General features: G+C 56.4%; 15 protein-coding genes. 8 read left to right on the top strand and 7 right to left on the bottom strand.

Features of this window, described 5'->3' with window-relative positions; translation table 11 throughout:
• The first annotated feature begins 249 nt into the window (after positions 1-249).
• Positions 250-486, top strand: a complete 237-nt coding sequence (locus O77CONTIG1_RS25040) for a hypothetical protein (protein WP_156435585.1) — start codon at positions 250-252, stop codon at positions 484-486.
• A 253-nt stretch (positions 487-739) separates the two neighbouring features.
• Here O77CONTIG1_RS25040 and O77CONTIG1_RS21955 read toward each other — a convergent pair whose 3' ends face one another.
• Positions 740-1,465, bottom strand: coding sequence for a Bax inhibitor-1 family protein (locus O77CONTIG1_RS21955; protein WP_068515172.1), 726 nt, complete (start codon positions 1,463-1,465; stop codon positions 740-742).
• Between the two features lie 372 nt (positions 1,466-1,837).
• Between O77CONTIG1_RS21955 and O77CONTIG1_RS21950 the strand changes: the two genes are divergently transcribed.
• The gene (locus tag O77CONTIG1_RS21950) at positions 1,838-2,620 is read left to right on the top strand and encodes an RNA polymerase sigma factor SigF (RefSeq protein WP_084782913.1); all 783 of its coding nucleotides are present in this window, start codon (positions 1,838-1,840) and stop codon (positions 2,618-2,620) included.
• A 113-nt stretch (positions 2,621-2,733) separates the two neighbouring features.
• On the opposite strand, the gene hydA is transcribed toward O77CONTIG1_RS21950, so the two are convergent.
• The 5 genes from hydA to O77CONTIG1_RS21925 all read right to left on the bottom strand — a co-directional run bounded on the left by hydA (position 2,734) and on the right by O77CONTIG1_RS21925 (position 8,099).
• On the bottom strand, positions 2,734-4,155 hold the full coding sequence (gene hydA / locus O77CONTIG1_RS21945; protein ID WP_068515168.1) for a dihydropyrimidinase: 1,422 nt from the start codon (positions 4,153-4,155) through the stop codon (positions 2,734-2,736).
• A gap of 317 nt (positions 4,156-4,472) precedes the next feature.
• Complete coding sequence (locus tag O77CONTIG1_RS21940) at positions 4,473-5,045, bottom strand: Spy/CpxP family protein refolding chaperone (protein WP_172799739.1); 573 nt, start codon at positions 5,043-5,045, stop codon at positions 4,473-4,475.
• Between the two features lie 292 nt (positions 5,046-5,337).
• Positions 5,338-5,997: a glycerol-3-phosphate 1-O-acyltransferase PlsY gene (plsY, locus tag O77CONTIG1_RS21935; protein WP_068515164.1), complete on the bottom strand. Its 660-nt coding sequence runs from the start codon at positions 5,995-5,997 to the stop codon at positions 5,338-5,340.
• 78 nt (positions 5,998-6,075) lie between these two features.
• On the bottom strand, positions 6,076-7,410 hold the full coding sequence (locus O77CONTIG1_RS21930; protein ID WP_068515162.1) for an MlaD family protein: 1,335 nt from the start codon (positions 7,408-7,410) through the stop codon (positions 6,076-6,078).
• 356 nt (positions 7,411-7,766) lie between these two features.
• Positions 7,767-8,099 (bottom strand): translation initiation factor, encoded by a 333-nt coding sequence (locus O77CONTIG1_RS21925; RefSeq protein WP_068515159.1) that lies wholly within the window; start codon positions 8,097-8,099, stop codon positions 7,767-7,769.
• 825 nt (positions 8,100-8,924) lie between these two features.
• On the opposite strand from O77CONTIG1_RS21925, the gene O77CONTIG1_RS21920 reads away from it, so the two are divergent.
• The 4 genes from O77CONTIG1_RS21920 to O77CONTIG1_RS21905 all read left to right on the top strand — a co-directional run bounded on the left by O77CONTIG1_RS21920 (position 8,925) and on the right by O77CONTIG1_RS21905 (position 14,026).
• Positions 8,925-10,796, top strand: a complete 1,872-nt coding sequence (locus tag O77CONTIG1_RS21920) for a PPC domain-containing protein (protein WP_068515156.1) — start codon at positions 8,925-8,927, stop codon at positions 10,794-10,796.
• 185 nt (positions 10,797-10,981) lie between these two features.
• Positions 10,982-12,199 carry a tryptophan synthase subunit beta gene (trpB, locus tag O77CONTIG1_RS21915; protein ID WP_410503510.1) on the top strand — a complete coding sequence of 406 codons (1,218 nt, stop codon included), beginning with the start codon at positions 10,982-10,984 and terminating at the stop codon, positions 12,197-12,199.
• A 21-nt stretch (positions 12,200-12,220) separates the two neighbouring features.
• Entirely contained in the window at positions 12,221-12,850 is a 630-nt protein-coding gene (locus tag O77CONTIG1_RS21910; RefSeq protein ID WP_068515151.1) for a ribonuclease H-like domain-containing protein, read from the top strand.
• Positions 12,851-12,997: 147 nt separating this feature from the next.
• On the top strand, positions 12,998-14,026 hold the full coding sequence (locus O77CONTIG1_RS21905; protein ID WP_317134162.1) for an alpha/beta fold hydrolase: 1,029 nt from the start codon (positions 12,998-13,000) through the stop codon (positions 14,024-14,026).
• A gap of 63 nt (positions 14,027-14,089) precedes the next feature.
• Here O77CONTIG1_RS21905 and O77CONTIG1_RS21900 read toward each other — a convergent pair whose 3' ends face one another.
• On the bottom strand, positions 14,090-14,416 hold the full coding sequence (locus O77CONTIG1_RS21900) for a hypothetical protein (RefSeq protein WP_197673269.1): 327 nt from the start codon (positions 14,414-14,416) through the stop codon (positions 14,090-14,092).
• A 141-nt stretch (positions 14,417-14,557) separates the two neighbouring features.
• Between O77CONTIG1_RS21900 and O77CONTIG1_RS21895 the strand changes: the two genes are divergently transcribed.
• Positions 14,558-15,424, top strand: a complete 867-nt coding sequence (locus O77CONTIG1_RS21895; RefSeq protein ID WP_068515146.1) for a Tab2/Atab2 family RNA-binding protein — start codon at positions 14,558-14,560, stop codon at positions 15,422-15,424.
• A gap of 81 nt (positions 15,425-15,505) precedes the next feature.
• Positions 15,506-16,816: a TldD/PmbA family protein gene (locus tag O77CONTIG1_RS21890; RefSeq protein WP_068515144.1), complete on the top strand. Its 1,311-nt coding sequence runs from the start codon at positions 15,506-15,508 to the stop codon at positions 16,814-16,816.
• Positions 16,817-16,839: the final 23 nt, after the last annotated feature.

Below are 16,839 nucleotides of genomic sequence, written 5' to 3'. Positions count from 1 at the left end.
CCTTGCCCAGTTCCTGAAACGCTCACGGCAAAACACGACAAAACCAGGTTAACTCAGTGCTGGACGGGATCATCCAGATCTCGCTGGCTGTCTTTGCTGATGATTCCCCGCTAAGAATCTGAGTTGACTCGGTTTGGCTCCTTTGCTCAACTCCTTTGATGTTGATTGACAGATACCCTTATGCAACCTTCAACCGCCGTACAACTGAGTCAAGTCGCTGGGCAGATCATTGGAATTGGGGCTTTGGGTGTGGCTCTTACTGCCCTGCTAGAACCAACCGTTTCTGCTGTACAATCCTGCAATTTCTACGACTGTTCTGGTGTCGCCGCAAATATCTGCAATTTTGGGTTTTGCCCAGACCCAGGACTGGCAGACTGTTTGTTCGGTCAGTGCGAAGTCGCCAAGCCAGATACCGGACATCCTGCCTTACAAGTGCCTGCGAATCCGCAGTCTGACACCCTCCTGAAGGATGCTCCGATAAAGTAAGGATTTGTTGGCGATCGCCCGCCAGATTGTCGATGAACAGTACCTCGGCAGGCTATCGGTGCGCTATGCATCAGGGCAAAGGGCAGAATTTGTGATGGCATTGCCCATCAAACCCGCATTTGCCCAATTGTTATTTTGCCCAATTGCTATCGGGTGCAGACCGACTGCGTGCGCCTACAGAAAAGGCTTGCTCTGCACAACGCTTGCATCATGGATTGCGTCATGCAGAGTTAAGCCTTTGCCTTCCTTGACCTTAATCCCGGTTGAACGCAATCAGCAGGCGCAAAATAAAGACAAACAAATTGATGTAGGTCAAATACATCGACAGCGCCGCAGGCAGATATTGGTCATCGCGATACGTGCGAGGAAGAATGTAGAAATCGACCACTGCCGCCCCTGCAAACAAAAACACGCCAAAGGCAGAAATGCCAATTTCCAGAAAAGTAGGCGTATATACTCCAAACAGAGCCAGCAGCAATTGCCCGACCAGGACGACTAGCAGAGCAATCATGCCAAGCTGTACGGTTCTGGTTAGCGCCATACCGTCCTGATCCGACAGGTTAGACCCAATCTGCCGCGCCACGATAAACGTCGCGCCACAGCCCAGGGCGGCCAGCCCAATCCCTGCCACACCGACCCCAGAGGTTCCCAGGGCAATCGCAATCAGCCCCGTCAGGGTGTAGCCCGTCAGCAGGCTGTAGGTCGCCAAAAGGGGCAGCGCCACACCGTTGTTGCCTTTTTCTGCGACACCCCGTGCCACAAAGAAGAGAACCAACTGGGCAATCAGCGCTGCGATGAAAGTCGGCATAAACAGCGCGGGACTGTTTTGCATTACGCCCAGCCCCCCGTAGGTTCCCAGGGCTGTCAGCACCAGCCCGCCTCCGACGTAGGGCAAGGCATTGCGAATCACGTTAGGGCCAACCAAGGCGTGAGTCTGGGCCTTGCGAATGGCATCTCGAAAATTACTGGTGTTGCTCATACGTACTCTGTTAGTCGCTGAAAGGTTGTGGATCGAACCGTTGACGAATGGGGTTAGTTCATTCCAGGTTACTCAAAATTTGAGGATTACGTCCGGCAACTTAAGTATGGAATCGTTAACACAGTTGCAGTCTTTGAGTTAGTGCCTCGATTTTAGGCGATTTGGCGGATGTTAACCGAGGTCGGGCAAGCGCTTTCCCGTAGACTTGCTGCCTCACAAACCGCAGGCAAAGCAGGCGCGTTTTCAGGGAAACTCCGTGTTTACGCTGACATACCAAAGAGGTACGCTGTTCATTCCCGTGAAATAACGATGGTTTCACCCCTCGCCAGTGCGGACAATGAGCCTAAATCTTAGAGAACAGGTACTTCCCAGATGACGGCTACTCAACCTTCTCTCCGTTCCCACAGCATGGAATTGCTGATGGCTTATCAGCAGAACAAGTCGGTGAGCATTCGCAATCAGCTTGTGAAGTTGAATGCTGGTCTAGTTCGCAAAATTGCCCACCGGGTCAGCCATCAGTGTGCAGAGCCTTATGAAGATCTAGAGCAGATTGGCTATCTGGGGCTGATTCGGGCGATCGAGCGGTTTAACCCCAGCCAGGGCTGTGCCTTCAGTTCCTTTGCGGTGCCCTACATTCGCGGTGAGATGCTGCACTTTTTGCGCGATCGCGGCAGTGCAGTGAAAGTTCCTCGCCGCTGGCAAGACCTGCAAAAAGAAGGTCAGCGCGTGCGAGCAGAATTGGTGAAAGATCTGGGCCGCCAGCCGATGGATCAGGAAATCGCGGAGCATATGGGCATCTCGGTTCACGAGTGGCGTGAAATCAAGATGGCGGTGCGTAATCGTCTGCCCCTGAGCCTGGATGCGACGGTTCAGCAGGTCGATTCCTCTATCACGCTGGGCGAAACACTGCCCGATGCTCGCTACCAGGCTCTCCAGCGCCTCGAAGAAGACCGTCAGCAGCTCCAGCGGGCGCTGAGCCAACTGGAAGACAAGACCCGTGCGGCGATCGAGTTTGTGTTTTTTAGCGACTTGTCGCGCAAAGAAGTCGCCGAGCGTATCGGCGTTAGCCCGATGACCGTGACGCGGCGCATCCAGCGCGGACTGGAGCAAATGGTGTCGTTCCTGCAAATGCAAACGATTCAGACTGGCTCCTAAGATTGTTGAAGTTTTCGAGTTTGGTTGAGTTTTGTTCTGAAAATCGTCAATAAGCCGTCTCCATGACCAGTCCTCCGGGGCTGGTCATTTGTCATGTTGGGGGCTGATTAACTTTATACGCGGCCGGAGGCCGATCGCCGCTGGAATTGCCCTTGTCCAGCGCGACCGAGCCAGCGATCGCCCTCCACAATCAGCTCACCCCGCAAAAATACCTTCTTCACCTTGCCCGTCACCTCGCGCCCTTCATAGAGCGAATAGTCGGCGTTGGAATGCTGGGTGCTGGCGCTGAGCGTGTGGCGCTGGTGGGGGTCAAAAAGAACCAGATCGGCATCGCTGCCAACGGCGATCGTGCCCTTGCGGGGAAACAGGCCAAACATCTTCGCGGGGGCAGTGGCAGTCAACTGCACAAAGCGATTGAGCGAAAGGCGACCTGCATTCACGCCGCCATCGTAAAGCAAGTGCAGCCGAAATTCGACACCAGGCGCACCATTGGGAATTTTCTCAAAGTCGTCGCGGCCCATTTGCTTGGACTTGCGTAGCCCAAAGGGTGACTCGTTATAGCAGAAGGGGCAGTGGTCGGTGGAAACAATTTGCAGGTCATCGGTTTTCAGACCGCGCCAGAGGGCGTGCTGGCAGGTGTGCGATCGCAGCGGCGGGGTCATTACGTATTTCGCGGCTTCAAACCCAGGGCGATCGTATTCCGAGTCATCCAGAAACAAGTAGTGGGGACAGGTCTCGGCGTAGGCGGGAATGCCGCGATCGCGGGCCTCCACCACCGAGCTGAGTGCCTCCTCTGCCGATAGGTGTACAAAATACACAGGCACTTCGGCCAGCTCCGCAATCCGGATGCCCCGATGGGTGGCTTCGCCTTCCATGATGCTGGGGCGCGTCAGCATGTGGTATTTAGGCGAGGTGTTGCCCTGCTCCAGCGCCTCCTGGATCAGCGCTTGAATCACGCTGCCATTTTCGGCGTGCAGGTTGATCATGCCGCCGTGGGCCCCGACCTTTCGCATGGCGCGAAAGATGTCTGCATCTTCCACCATCAGCACGCCTGGATAGGCCATGAACATTTTGAAGCTGGATACGCCGTCGTGGTTTACCAGGTCGGGCAGTTCCGCCAGGGCTTCTGGCGTGACGTGGGTAAGGATGATGTGAAAGCTGTAGTCCACGCAGCATTGCGGTTCGGCGGCGGCGAGGCGGCGATCGAGCGCCTGTTTGGGGGTGTCGCCCTGTTTCTGGAGCGCAAAGTCCACAATTGTTGTAGTGCCGCCAAAGGCCGCCGAGCGCGTCCCAGTTTCAAAGGTGTCTACGGTTTGCGCTGCGCCCAGGTCAAATTCCATGTGGGTGTGGACATCGATGCCGCCGGGAAACACGATCAGACCGCTGGCATCGTGAACGGTGGCGCTGTCGATGGAGAGGTCGCGGGCGATCGCCTCAATTCGCCCATCTTTTACCCAAATATCCGCCACATAGTCATCCACCGCCGTTACAATCCGCCCGCCCTTGATCAGCACCTCAGACCCCACCTCAGACATCGCCACACTCCTTGCAAAAAGGGGCTGATTTAAACTGCTAAAGGCGGGCGCTTTTCGAGCCGTGCCAACCTTGAAACCAGCCCTAGACTCTGAGTTCTACATCATTTCGGGCGATCGCAAGACGGCTTTGCTTAGTTCTTTACGACTCGTAATTTGTCGTTGCAGAGGGGGCGCTGCGGATTTTCTGCGGAGGGGAGTTGGGCGTTGAATTGAGCAGAGTGAGATCTGCTGACCGTAGGCCGCAAATCTCACTCTATGACGCAGTATTGACGCAGTATTTCAGTTCAGTGTTTTTGCCCAAAAACCGCTGAATCGGGCTATTGCCCCTGCCCAGACGGGCCAGAACGGCTCATCCCGCGACCCATTGGGCCTGGCCCCCGGCGATCGCCCCGATTTGGGCGCATGTTTTCAATCTGCTGGCGCTGTTCCGGGGTGAGGACTGCCTCGCTCTGCGTCCGGGCATTTTCCATAATGGTGCGGATTTGCTGACGCTGGCTGTCGGTCAGGTTCAGATCGGCGAAGGGGGCTAGGCGAGGCCCTCGTCCGGGGCCGCCCGGGCCGTGCTGTTCCATGCGTTCGCGGCGAAGCTGCTGGCGCTGCTGTGGGGTGAGGCTGGCAAATTCTTCGCGGCGACGCTCCATCTCGGCGCGGCGGGCTTCCATCTGCTGGCGCTGTTCTGCCGTCAACACGGCCTCAATCTGGCGGCGGCTGTTTTCTCGAATGGCTTGCAACTGCTGGCGCTGGGCATCGGTCAAGTTTAGCCGTTCCATTAGGCCGGAACGGGGCCCGCCCATGCCACCGGGGGGATCGGCGATCGCCGCTAAAGGTGCGATCGCCATCACGCCAGCCATAAGACCAGCCCAAAGAAATGCCTTTCGATTTAGTTTCATAGAACCTCCAAATGGTTTGTCCCGCATGCGATGTGAGTCGCTTAAACTGCTTGGGGGGATGAATTAATCCTATGAAGCCAAATGGGGCGATCGCCTCAGGCAAAGGTCACGACCTGAAGCATGACTTTGGTCACAGGACTGAGTCGAAGCTCAAACTCGAAGCTCAAACTCGAAGCTCAAACTCGAAGCTCAAACTCAAAACCCAAACCCAGCGATTCCCGCTTGTGACATCGCTGATTGACTAGTGACATCCACGAAAGCGGCTTTTAATGCGCTTTCATCAAGGCCGCTTTTACAAATGCTTCTGCCCAACTCGCGGTTCCGTTCCTGCCAGCAAGCGCTGAATATTTGCCCGGTGGGTAATCAGGACGTAAATGCCTCCGGCGATCGCCAGCAAGAGGTAGGGTAAGGGCTGTTTCAGGGCAAGCATCCACAGGGAGGCGGAAATGGCTCCGGCGATCGACCCCAGCGACACGATGCGAAACAGCGCCAGCATCAGCAGAAAAACGGCTGCCACGCCCAGCCCCACCTGCCACGACAGCGCAAACAGCACGCCCAGCGCGGTCGCCGCCGACTTACCGCCTTTGAACCCAATCCACATAGATTTGCTATGGCCCACAATGGCAACCAACCCAGAGAGCATCACTGCCCAGGGTAGCCAGGTGCCCAGCGGCAGTCCGTTGGGCAGGGGCAGCGCGGCGATGCTGGGGAGGCTATAGACATAGCGGGTGAGGGCGATCGCCGCTACGCCTTTCAAGATATCGATCAGCAAAACGGCGATCGCCGGGCCGCGTCCCAAAATCCGCAGCACATTGGTCGCGCCTGTAGACTTGGAGCCATATTGCCGAATGTCGATGTCCTTGAGCAGCTTGCCCGCCCAGTAGCCCGTCGGCGTGGCTCCCAGCCCATACGCCGCCAGCAGCACCAAACCCAACACCACCCAAGCGTTCATAGTAAGTTACTCTGCGAATTGCCGAGTCATTTGCCCGGTAAAATACTCCGTCAATGACTTAGGAAATGACTCGGTAAATTACTCTGGCAAATTTGTGTTTACGGTTCTGAGCTTATCAGCAGATGGGGCTTCTGGAACGGAGAGCGATCGCCCTAGTCGCGGAGACTGGCGAACCGCAGGGTGCGGCGATGCGGCGAGCGGGCGAACAGCGGACATCGGGGCTGGCGCGGCTGGCTGAACTGCTGTGTCTGGCTCAGGTGTGGGTGGCGCAGTGGGTTTGCCTTGCAGGGCGATCGCCGCTGGGGTCAAGAGTTGCTCTAGCTCGACCTGCTGCTCAAGCTGCTGAGTTGAAGACAGCAAATTGTCCAAACTCCGCAGCAAATCGCGGACGGTGTTGCGAAATGCCGGATCGCCCGTCAGCTCGTCTAAATCTGCGGTAATCTTTTCTGCATTTTGAAACGTGGCGCGGGCCGAATCTAGCGTTTGCTGGAGCGCCAGCGCATTTTCGGGTGTGCCAATTGCATCCGTCAGGCTCCGCAGTGTCAGTGAGGCGCGGGCCGCATTGTCCGACAGCGCGTTCAGGTTTTGCACAAAGGCGCTATCGTCCACCAGCGGCGTGAGGCGAGTCGTCAGCAGGCGCACCTGGTTGCTGGCTTGCTCCAGGTTAGACAAAGTGCTGCTGATGGCGTAGCGATTGGTTTCCAACAGCGAGTTGACTTGGGCAGCGGTAAGGCCAAGCTGAGTCGCCGCGCCGCCCACCGATGTCGTGGTTCGATTGGCAGACCCGGCCAGGGTTCTCAGTTCCATCTGCACCGATTTTGCTAGTTCAGTCACTTCGCCCGTTAGCGTCGTTACGCCCGCCGCCGCCAGGGAAGAGTTGAAGGTCAGCGCTTTCAAGTTTTCGATTAGTTCTGGATCAGAAAACTGGTTAGACAGGCGAATCGTGGAGCTAATCAGCGCATCGAAGGTGACACCGACTTCTCCAGGTAGGCGATCGCCATCACAAATAATTTCACTGCCCGGACAATCTGCCGCCAACGGATTGGTTGCCACCGTCCCCACAAATTCCTGACGCGGCACAATGTCGACCGCCGTTTCCCCAATTAGCCCCGCCTGGTTGGTTTGAATGGTCGAATCGCGAGGAATCTGCACTGTTGCAGGGGAAATCTGAATTTCCACCTCCGCAAACTGCGCCCCCGGACGAATCTTCCGCACCTTGCCCACAATCACGCCACGATATCGCACGGGAGAGCCTTCTACCATGCCCACCACGTTCGGAAACTCCACCACAGCGCGATAGCTGCGATTGCCCAGGCTCAGCCCCCGCAGCCACAGCAGCAGACTGCCAAAAATGCCCAACGCCAGCAGAATCAGTAATCCAACAGAGCCTTCTCGAATGGTTCGCGATCGCATGAGCTTATCCTACAAACCAGAAAAATCTCCTAACCCGCTTCGCGAAAAACCGGGCATTTACTCGAACCAGAGTACTCTAAATTGGGCAAAACGGGGCGAGGGAAGAGGGAAAGGGAAGAACGAAAACAGAAGAACGAAGAGCGAAGAGGGAAGAACGAAAACAGAAGAACGAAGAGCGAAGAGGGAAAAGGGAAGAACGAAAACAGAAGAGGGAAGAACGAAAACAGAAGAACGAAGAGGGAAGAACGAAAACAGAAGAGGGAAGAACGAAAACAGAAGAACGAAGAGGGAAGAGGGAAGAGGGTTCCATATTTTCGTTTTTCGTTTTTCGTTTTTCGTTCTTCATTTTTCCGTCTCTACCCCCCACTCACCTTCGCCTTATATCCCTGCTTCACCAAGACTTGCACGATCTTCTCGCGGTGATCCCCCTGGATCTCGATTTCCAGGTCTTTCACCGTGCCGCCTGCGCCACACTGAGTTTTCAGCGTTTTTAGCAGCGCCGCCAGTGTTTCGGGCTTTGCTTGAAACCCACTGATCACCGTTACGGTTTTGCCGCCGCGACCTTTGCGCGAGGCCTGCACCCGAATCTGCTGCTGGTTTGGCGGTAGTTCCTGCACAGGACGCTCAAAAGTTGGATTTTCTGGAGTGCCTGTACCAAATTCTTGCCAGGCGATTTTATCGCTCGGCATTTGGTTTGCCGATTTTGCATTCTTCTTACGGCTTGAGCTACCCATAAAAACTCGATCCACCTAATCTAGCTGATCTAGCCGATCTAAATCTACTCAATTTGGCTGACTTATCTGGTTGATTTAATTCATCCAAAATCGGTAATTACAGCAATTTACCGCATTTTCTTGCGGTGCAAGGCACACACCGTCCTGATCAGGCAAGGAATTCTCGACCATCTGCGTACCTCACTAGTGCTGGGCAGCGTAAACAGCCTGACCGTTCGTAGTAGTGACTTCAGTCACCCGATTCACAGCTAGTTCCTTGGAAGCGGGCTTAGGAGGCAGACTCAAGTCTGCACTACCAACTAGGGGCAGAACTCCCGCCTCAGAGTACTAGCTTCAAAAATGCTGTAGTAAGAAACCAGTATTTTGCCGAGAAAATTTTCTGAACTCCAAGAAATACGACAACTTTATGATGAATTTATAGTGAAAACACTGAAAACCTAAGTATTTTCCTGGAGGCTTGTTATACACTTGCAAAAGTTCAAGGGTAAACGCAGGGAGTTCGCAACTAAATAAACTTTAGGTTAAGCTTCCCAAAAGTTTTTCTTAATGTGAAAAACCATTCAGAACCGCGCTCAAGTGGGGCGATCGCCCTGTTGAAAAATTCCATCTCAGGCGATCGCCCGCACAAGTAAAGGTTGACTTTGGGTAACCAGTGTTTTGCAATTGCATATCTTCTTAGCCCGCAGAACTACTTAGGGCAAGGCTCACGCTGAAGGGGCAATTTCCGCCCAGTTTCAGTGCTTTTGAGCTATTGACCCGTCGTCTAACTACTCCAAAGTCATGTCAATTAGCAACAGAGACAATACCCTCAGAGGTGCTCGTAATCTCGGCAGGCTAGGCAACGGCAACAAGCGAGTCAATGGATTTGTCGGTTCCCGCGATCGCATTGACTTCGCAAAATTCACGCTAGGAGAGGTTCGCGAACTCAACCTCTCCATCGGACGCATCGCCAACCGAGCCAGCAGCGCCCGCATCACCCTCCGAGACGCTCGCGGTAGCATCATCCGCAGCTTCAACACAGGCCGCCGAAACATCACCTTTCGGGACGACTTTGGCCCCGGCACCTACTTCATCGGCATCCAGCGGATCAGAGGCGAAGTAAATTACAAAATCACCGCCGCCGCCCGCCCTGCCGAACCCGGCGAACGCCTCGACACCGCCCGCGATCTCGGAGTCCTGGCAGGAACCTCAATCGTCTCGGAGTTTGTCGGCACCACCGACCCCTCTGATCTCTACAAGTTCACCATCAATGATGTGGGCAACCTGCAAGCACGGGTCAACAGCATCTCAGCAGGCAGTCGCGTAGAACTCATCCGAGATCTGAACAACAACGGGCTGATCGACAGCGGCGAAGTGATTGCCTCTGAGGTCGATTCCTTCGCGCCCTTCCAGCCCAGCATTGCGACCGATCTGCCGCAGGGGACATACTACGTCCGAGTTTCGCCCTCCAACCCCAGCAACTCAACCCAATACGAGCTGACCCTCGTCAACACGCCCTTTGGCGGCAGCCCTCCCCCCGATCCGGGAAATATCCTGGCATCTGCCCGCGATTTGGGCGCAGTGGCAGGTACAGTAACCGCTAGAGAATATGTCGGCGTGCTAGACAGTCTCGATGCCTATCGCTTTACCCTAAACGATCTGTCCAATATTCAGGTCAGCGTCCAGGCAACTTCTACCAATACTCAAATCCAGCTCGTTCGCGATATCAACGGCAACGGGCTAGTTGACAACGGGGAAGTCATCGTTTCTGAAACAAACTTCAGTTCTGCCAATCTGTCTCGATTCACCCAGGACTTGCCCCCTGGCACCTATTTCATCACTGTGGCCAGCCGCAATACCAGCGCCTCCACGCTTTATGAACTGAACCTGGTCGCGACCCCCTATGGCGGCAATGGTCAGCCTGACCCAGGCAACTTGCTGTCTTCTGCCCGCAACCTGGGCCCTGTAGCCGGGACGGTCAACATTAAAGAATACGTCGGGGTTATCGATGGTCTTGATGCCTATCGATTCACCTTGAACGATCTCTCTAACGTTCAGATCAATGTTCAAGCCACTTCTACCAATACTGAGATCCAGCTTGTTCGCGATATCAACGGCAATGGGTTGATCGACAACGGCGAAGTCATTGCTTCGGATACAAACTTTAGTTCTTCCAACCTGTCTCAGATTACGCGAGACTTACCTGTGGGCACCTATTTCATCACGGTAGCTAGCCGCACGGCCAGCGCCTCCACGCTCTACCAGATGAGCCTGGTGTCCACCCCCTTCGGTGGCAACGGGCAGCCTGATCCCGGCAGCACGATTTCCACTGCCCGTAATATTGGAGTGCTGTCCAATACCTTCTTGGCTAAGGAACATGTCAGCACCAATGTTGACCCCAGCGATTTCTACCAATTCACGCTGAATTCAACAGCGAATTTGCAAGCGCGAGTTCAAGGCACATCGGGCAACACGACCATTGAGCTAATTCGAGACTCGAACGGCAATGGGCTGGTTGACAGTGGTGAACTGATTCGGAGCGATACTAACTTTAGTGATTCTTACCTCTCCAGCTTCATCCAAAATGGGCTGGCTGCTGGCACCTACTTCTTTAGAGTGACACCCCGTCCTGGGGTTGCAACGAACTACACCGTAGATTTTGCACTCATATAAATCTTAGGTAGCTGATTAGCTAAGGATCGCTGCGTGGCTATGGCTACGCAGCGATTTTGCTTGTAAGGGGCACAGGGCCGCAGTTCTCAAAAGCCTCACCCCTAGCCATCTCGCCCCAGTAGCCCGATAATGAGGGCTGTAAGTATTCAAACCCGTTTACCGTTGTGACTCTAACTCCTCTCCCCATCAACCAAGCCTCAGTTCAGCGGCCGGATGCGCTTGGCCGATATGGCAAATTTGGCGGCAAATATGTGCCAGAGACGCTGATGCCCGCGCTGAGTGAGTTGGAGGCGGCGTTTTATCAATATCGCGATGATGCGGAGTTTCAGGCAGAGTTTCAGGCGCTGCTGAAGGATTACGTCGGTCGCCCTACGCCGCTGTATTTTGCGGAGCGGCTGACCCAGCATTTCGCCCAACCCGATGGCACAGGCCCACAGATTTACCTAAAGCGGGAAGACCTGAACCACACGGGGGCCCACAAAATCAATAACGCCTTGGGGCAAGTGCTCCTAGCCAAGCGCATGGGCAAGCAGCGCATCATTGCCGAAACGGGGGCAGGGCAGCATGGCGTAGCCACGGCGACGGTGTGTGCGCGGTTTGGGCTGGAGTGCATCATCTATATGGGCGTGCATGACATGGAGCGGCAGGCGCTCAACGTGTTTCGGATGCGGCTAATGGGGGCGGAGGTGCGCCCGGTGGAGGCGGGTACGGGCACGCTGAAGGACGCGACCTCGGAGGCGATCCGCGACTGGGTGACGAATGTGGAAACGACGCACTACATTCTCGGCTCGGTGGCAGGGCCGCATCCGTATCCGATGATTGTGCGAGACTTCCAAGCCATCATTGGGCAGGAAACGCGGCAGCAGGCCCAGGAAAAGTGGGGCGGCTTGCCAGATATCTTGCTGGCCTGCGTGGGCGGTGGCTCTAACGCGATGGGGCTGTTCCATGAGTTTGTGAACGAGCCGTCGGTGCGGCTAATCGGTATTGAGGCGGGCGGCGAAGGTGTGGATTCGGAAAAGCACGCGGCGACGCTGACTCGCGGGCGGGTGGGTGTGCTGCACGGCGCAATGAGCTATCTGCTGCAAGACGAAGATGGACAGGTGATCGAGCCGCATTCCATTAGCGCGGGGCTGGACTATCCGGGCGTGGGGCCAGAGCATAGCTTTTTGAAGGATTCGGGTCGGGCAGAGTACTACAGCATCACCGATGCAGAGGCGCTGGAAGGACTACAACTGCTGTCGCGGTTGGAGGGCATTATTCCCGCCCTGGAAACGGCCCATGCGATCGCCCATCTCAGCAAGCTCTGCCCACAATTGGAAGGCAGCCCCCGCATTGTCATCAACTGCTCCGGTCGCGGCGACAAGGACATGCAGAACGTCGCAAAATACCTGGATTTGCAATAGTACCTGGACTTGAATTAGGGCATGGCGTTAGACGAGTTTCAGGTGTTCGATGAGGATCTGTCGGCGGAAGCGCTGGCGGAATATTCAACCGTGGAGGCGATCGCCGTTGATACGGAAACAATGGGGCTGCGTCCCTGGCGCGATCGCCTCTGTGTGGTGCAGCTTTGCGATCCTGCGGGGCGCGTGTCTGTCGTTCGCATCCTGCGGGGCCAAACCGCCGCCCCCCACCTCCAGCAGTTGCTAGAAGCGCCGCAAATCACCAAAGTCTTTCACTTTGCCCGCTTTGACATGGCGGCGTTTCAGTACCATCTCAACATTGCGGTTCGTCCAGTTTTTTGCACCAAAATTGCCAGCAAGCTGGCCCGCACCTACGCCCCCCGCCACGGCCTCAAGGAGGTAGTGCAGGAGCTAGAGCGGGTGGAACTGGACAAAACCGCCCAAAGCTCTGACTGGGGCAACGCGCTGAACCTCTCGGAGGAGCAACTCCGCTACGCCGCGAACGATGTGCGGTTTCTGCTGAGCATCCGCCAAAAGCTGACCGAAATGCTCCAGCGCGAAGAGCGGTTGACGTTGGCAGAATCTTGCTTCCAATGTCTCCCCACCTTCGTCAATCTAGATTTGCTGCACTACGAGAATATTTTTGAACACTAATCAGCAAGAACCTCAGTAAATTTACTGATTCATTGATTCCATCGCCCCATTCCCCCGCATCCTTTCCACGCCTCAACCCCTTAGCCCCTGAAGCCAAGTATCCACCCAGACTCCCCATCGGCCCCACTCTGGGGATAGGATGGAAGTATGATGAATGTCGTCGATGTCCTGGGCACCCCCCACGCCTACGAGCGAACTGCTCCCACCCAAACACCGATAACCCTGGTTTTTATTCACGGCTGGCTGCTGAGTCGTGCCTATTGGCAACCCGTGATTCAGCAGCTTGCGCCGAATTATACCTGCCTGTCTTATGATTTGCGCGGGTTTGGCGATTCGCAGAGGGGACGGGCAGCGATGCGTTATCAGCCCAGCGACTCCTCTCCCGCCTCGCCCTATCCCGCCAGCACTTTGAGGCAACCTGCAAATGGTGCGTCTGGTAGCGTTCCGGGTGAGTTGGCTGCTGTGTCGGTTTCGTCGCAGGCTAGGGCGATCGCCCCGCAATCTCGACCAGGCTATACCCCCAGCGACTACGCTTGCGACCTGGAGCAACTCCTCGAAACCCTGGATATTTCCAACGTCTGGCTGATTGGGCACTCCCTCGGTGGCAGTATTGCGCTGTGGGCCGCAGACCGAATGCCCGATCGGGTGAAGGGCGTGACCTGCGTCAACTCCGGTGGCGGTATTTACCTAAAAGAAGAATTTGAGCGCTTTCGGGCCGCAGGGCAGCAATTGGTCAAACTGCGCCCCCGCTGGCTGTGCCACCTGCCGCTGGTGGATCTGATGATGACCTACATGAACGTCGCCCGCCCCATCGACCGCGCCTGGGGACGGCAACGCCTGGTAGATTGGGTAAGCGCCGACCCAGCAGCAGCCATCGGCGCACTGCTTGACTCGACAACCGAGACCGAGGTTCATCGCCTGCCGCAGGTCGTCTCTCGACTGTCGCAGCCGGTCTACTTCATCGCCGGAGAAAATGACACCGTGATGGAGCCGCAGTACGTGCTTCACCTGGCCAGCTTCCATCATCTGTTTCAACAGTGCGGGCAGAACGTGGTGCAAATTCCCGACTGCGGGCATCTAGCTATGATTGAACAGACGGATGCAGTGGTTACGCACCTGCAAGCAATTTTGGCGCAGCACGTTGCAGATCAGAGTTTGCAAGCCATTGCGGATTAGCCTGATTAGCCTGATTAGCCTGATTAGCCTGATTAGCCTGATTTGCTGGCTCCAATTGCTGAGCTAGTGCCGATACAGGCGACAAACGATCGCCCCTGCAAGGTCTTTAGCAAAGGGAACCGTCGTGCCGTCTGCCCTGTGCCGGAGGCGATCGCGACAGTCATACACCTCTACCGGACGCACTACCCCGTCCACGCTCACGGCTGCGCGATATTCCCAAAAGTTCTTGGCGCTGCGCTGGAGGCTCAGCACACACACCGAATGCCCGTCCACCACGCGGCAAAATATGGGCGCGGCAATGCCGCTCTGCGGGGCTGGCGCTAAAGCCCCTAAACACAATCCCAGCCCCAAGGCCAGCAGCCACACTAGCAGTCGCCTTGCCTCCAGCATTTTTTCCTCGTATTGCCACTACGTTTCCCAATCCGAACCCCAGGAATTTTCAATCTAAAATCCCCAATCCAAAATCCAAAATATCTAATGATCCACCGTCCCGTATGATCAAGTGCAGAGACGCACGTTAGCAGACTAGGAATGCCAATCATTTGGGAGCTAGATTTCTATTCTCGTCCGGTTTTGGATGAGAAGGGCAAAAAGCTGTGGGAAGTTTTGATCTGCGAAAGCCCGCTGGACGTGAAGCAGTCAGTTGACGGGCTATTTCGCTATTCCACCTTTTTAAGCAATACCGAAGTCAACTCGGTCAAGCTGCGCGAAGCCGTCGAAGCGGCGATCGCCCAGGCCCCCACCCCCCCCGACAAAATCCGCTTCTTTCGGCGGCAAATGTCGAACATGATTACCAAAGCCTGCGAAGAAGCTGGCATTCCCGCTTACCCCAGCCGCCGCACCCTCGCCCTCAGCCGCTGGCTCGACGAGCGCCTGGCCAATGTCTATCCTGAGATGCCCAACTATCAGGCCGGCGGCAACCCCTCCGTGCTGCTGCCCAACCCCACGCCCCAGCCCCTCCCCGATGCCCTGATTGGCGAAAAGTGGGCCTTTGTCACGCTGGAGGCGGCAGCGTTTGACGATTTGAGCGAGTGGGCGATCGACTTTGGGGAATCGTTTCCGCTGGCGCTAGCCGGACTCGCCCCTGACATTCCTGTTCCGGGTCTGCTGCTGTTTTCCAGCCGCGCTTTGCCCCTCGCCGCCTGGATGTCGGGGCTGGAACTCGCCTACGTGAAATATCTGCCTGAATCCAAGCCACCCCAACTGCTTTTGGAAACGGGCGGCAGCGACTCCTGGATTTTGGCAACCCTAACGACGGCCGCCCTCCAGCAAGAAGCCGCCCAGTTTGAAATGGCCAAAACCAAAGCTAGCGGCATCCATTTCATCGCCGTGCAAACCGATCCGCAGGCGGAGGAATTTAAGGGATTCTGGCTGCTAGCGGAGCGGGTGCTGGGCTGAGGCAAGGATGAAGATCCGCTCTCCCCGTCTCCCCGCCTTCCCTCTCTATCGCTCCATTACCACTTTCCCAAAACCCCGCCTATGCCTCCACGTCCGACCTCACCCCTATCCCTGGCAGAACAACTGCTGGAATTGGCGCTGCGGTCTGGGGCCGAGGCGGCGGAGGTGTATGAGTCGCAATCGCTATCGCGGCCGGTGTTTTTTGAGGCCAATCGGCTGAAGCAGTTGGAAACTTCACAGGCAGAGGGAACTGCGCTGCGGCTGTGGCGGGATGGGCGGCCGGGGCTGGCGGTGGCCTACGGGCCGGTGGATGCAGCCGCGCTGGTGGAACGGGCGATCGCCCTCAGTCAGCTGAGTGAGCCAGAGACGATCGAACTGGCTCCGGCCCATCCCAAGCAGTATCCCGATTTGGGGGTGGGCGTACCCATCGAACAACTAGTGGAATGGGGACGAGAGGCGATCGCCCTGGTGCGTGAACGATATCCCGAAGCGCTCTGCACGGCGGACTGGGAGTGCGACGTGGAAACCACGCGGCTGATCAACTCCAACGGGCTGGACTGCGGCTATACCGACACCACGCTAAGCTGCTACATGGCGGCAGAGTGGATTCGCGGTGAAGATTTTCTCAGCGTGGCAGACGGGCAGACCGAGCGCGGCATTCTCGACCCGGTTTCCCTGGCGCAGCAGATTTTGCAGCGGCTGGATTGGGCGCAACGCAACACCGCGCCGCCCGTGGGCAAAGTGCCCGTGCTGTTCACCTCCAAAGCCGCAGACATGCTCTGGGGCACGGTGCAATCTGCCATGAACGGCAAGCAGGTGATCGAGCGGGCCTCGCCCTGGAGCGATCGCCTCGGCGAACCCGTCATGGACTCGCGCCTCACGCTGTCTCAGCATCCCGACATCGGCCCCTTTAGCTGTCCCTTCGACGATGAAGGCAGCCCTACGCAGCCGATTACCTTTGTCAAAGAGGGCGCATTACAACTCTTCTATACCGATCGCACGATTGGTCGCGCCCTCAGCAGCGGCACCACAGGCAACGGCTTTCGTCCAGGACTGGGCAGCTATCCCACGCCGGGCCTGTTCAACCTGATTGTCGAACCCGGCTTCAAGCCACTGGAAAGCCTGCTGGAAACCATAGAAGACGGCATTATCGTGGATCAAATGCTGGGCGGCGGCGCAGGCATTTCGGGCGAATTTTCGATCAATGTCGATCTGGGCTATCGAGTGCGGCGCGGTGAGGTGGTGGGTCGCGTCAAGGACACAATGGTTGCAGGAAATGTCTACACGGCGCTGCGAAACCTGATTGAATTGGGCGGCGATGCCGAATGGAATGGCTCTTGCTATACGCCGTCGGTGGTGGTGGGAGGGCTATCGGTGACAGGGCGACTGTAAGGGTGTGGGTTTTGGGGATTTTG

The organism is Leptolyngbya sp. O-77 (genome assembly GCF_001548395.1).
Classification (GTDB): domain Bacteria; phylum Cyanobacteriota; class Cyanobacteriia; order Elainellales; family Elainellaceae; genus Thermoleptolyngbya.
Note: the sequence above shows the minus strand (reverse complement) of the source record. Positions and strands in the feature narration are given on the sequence as shown.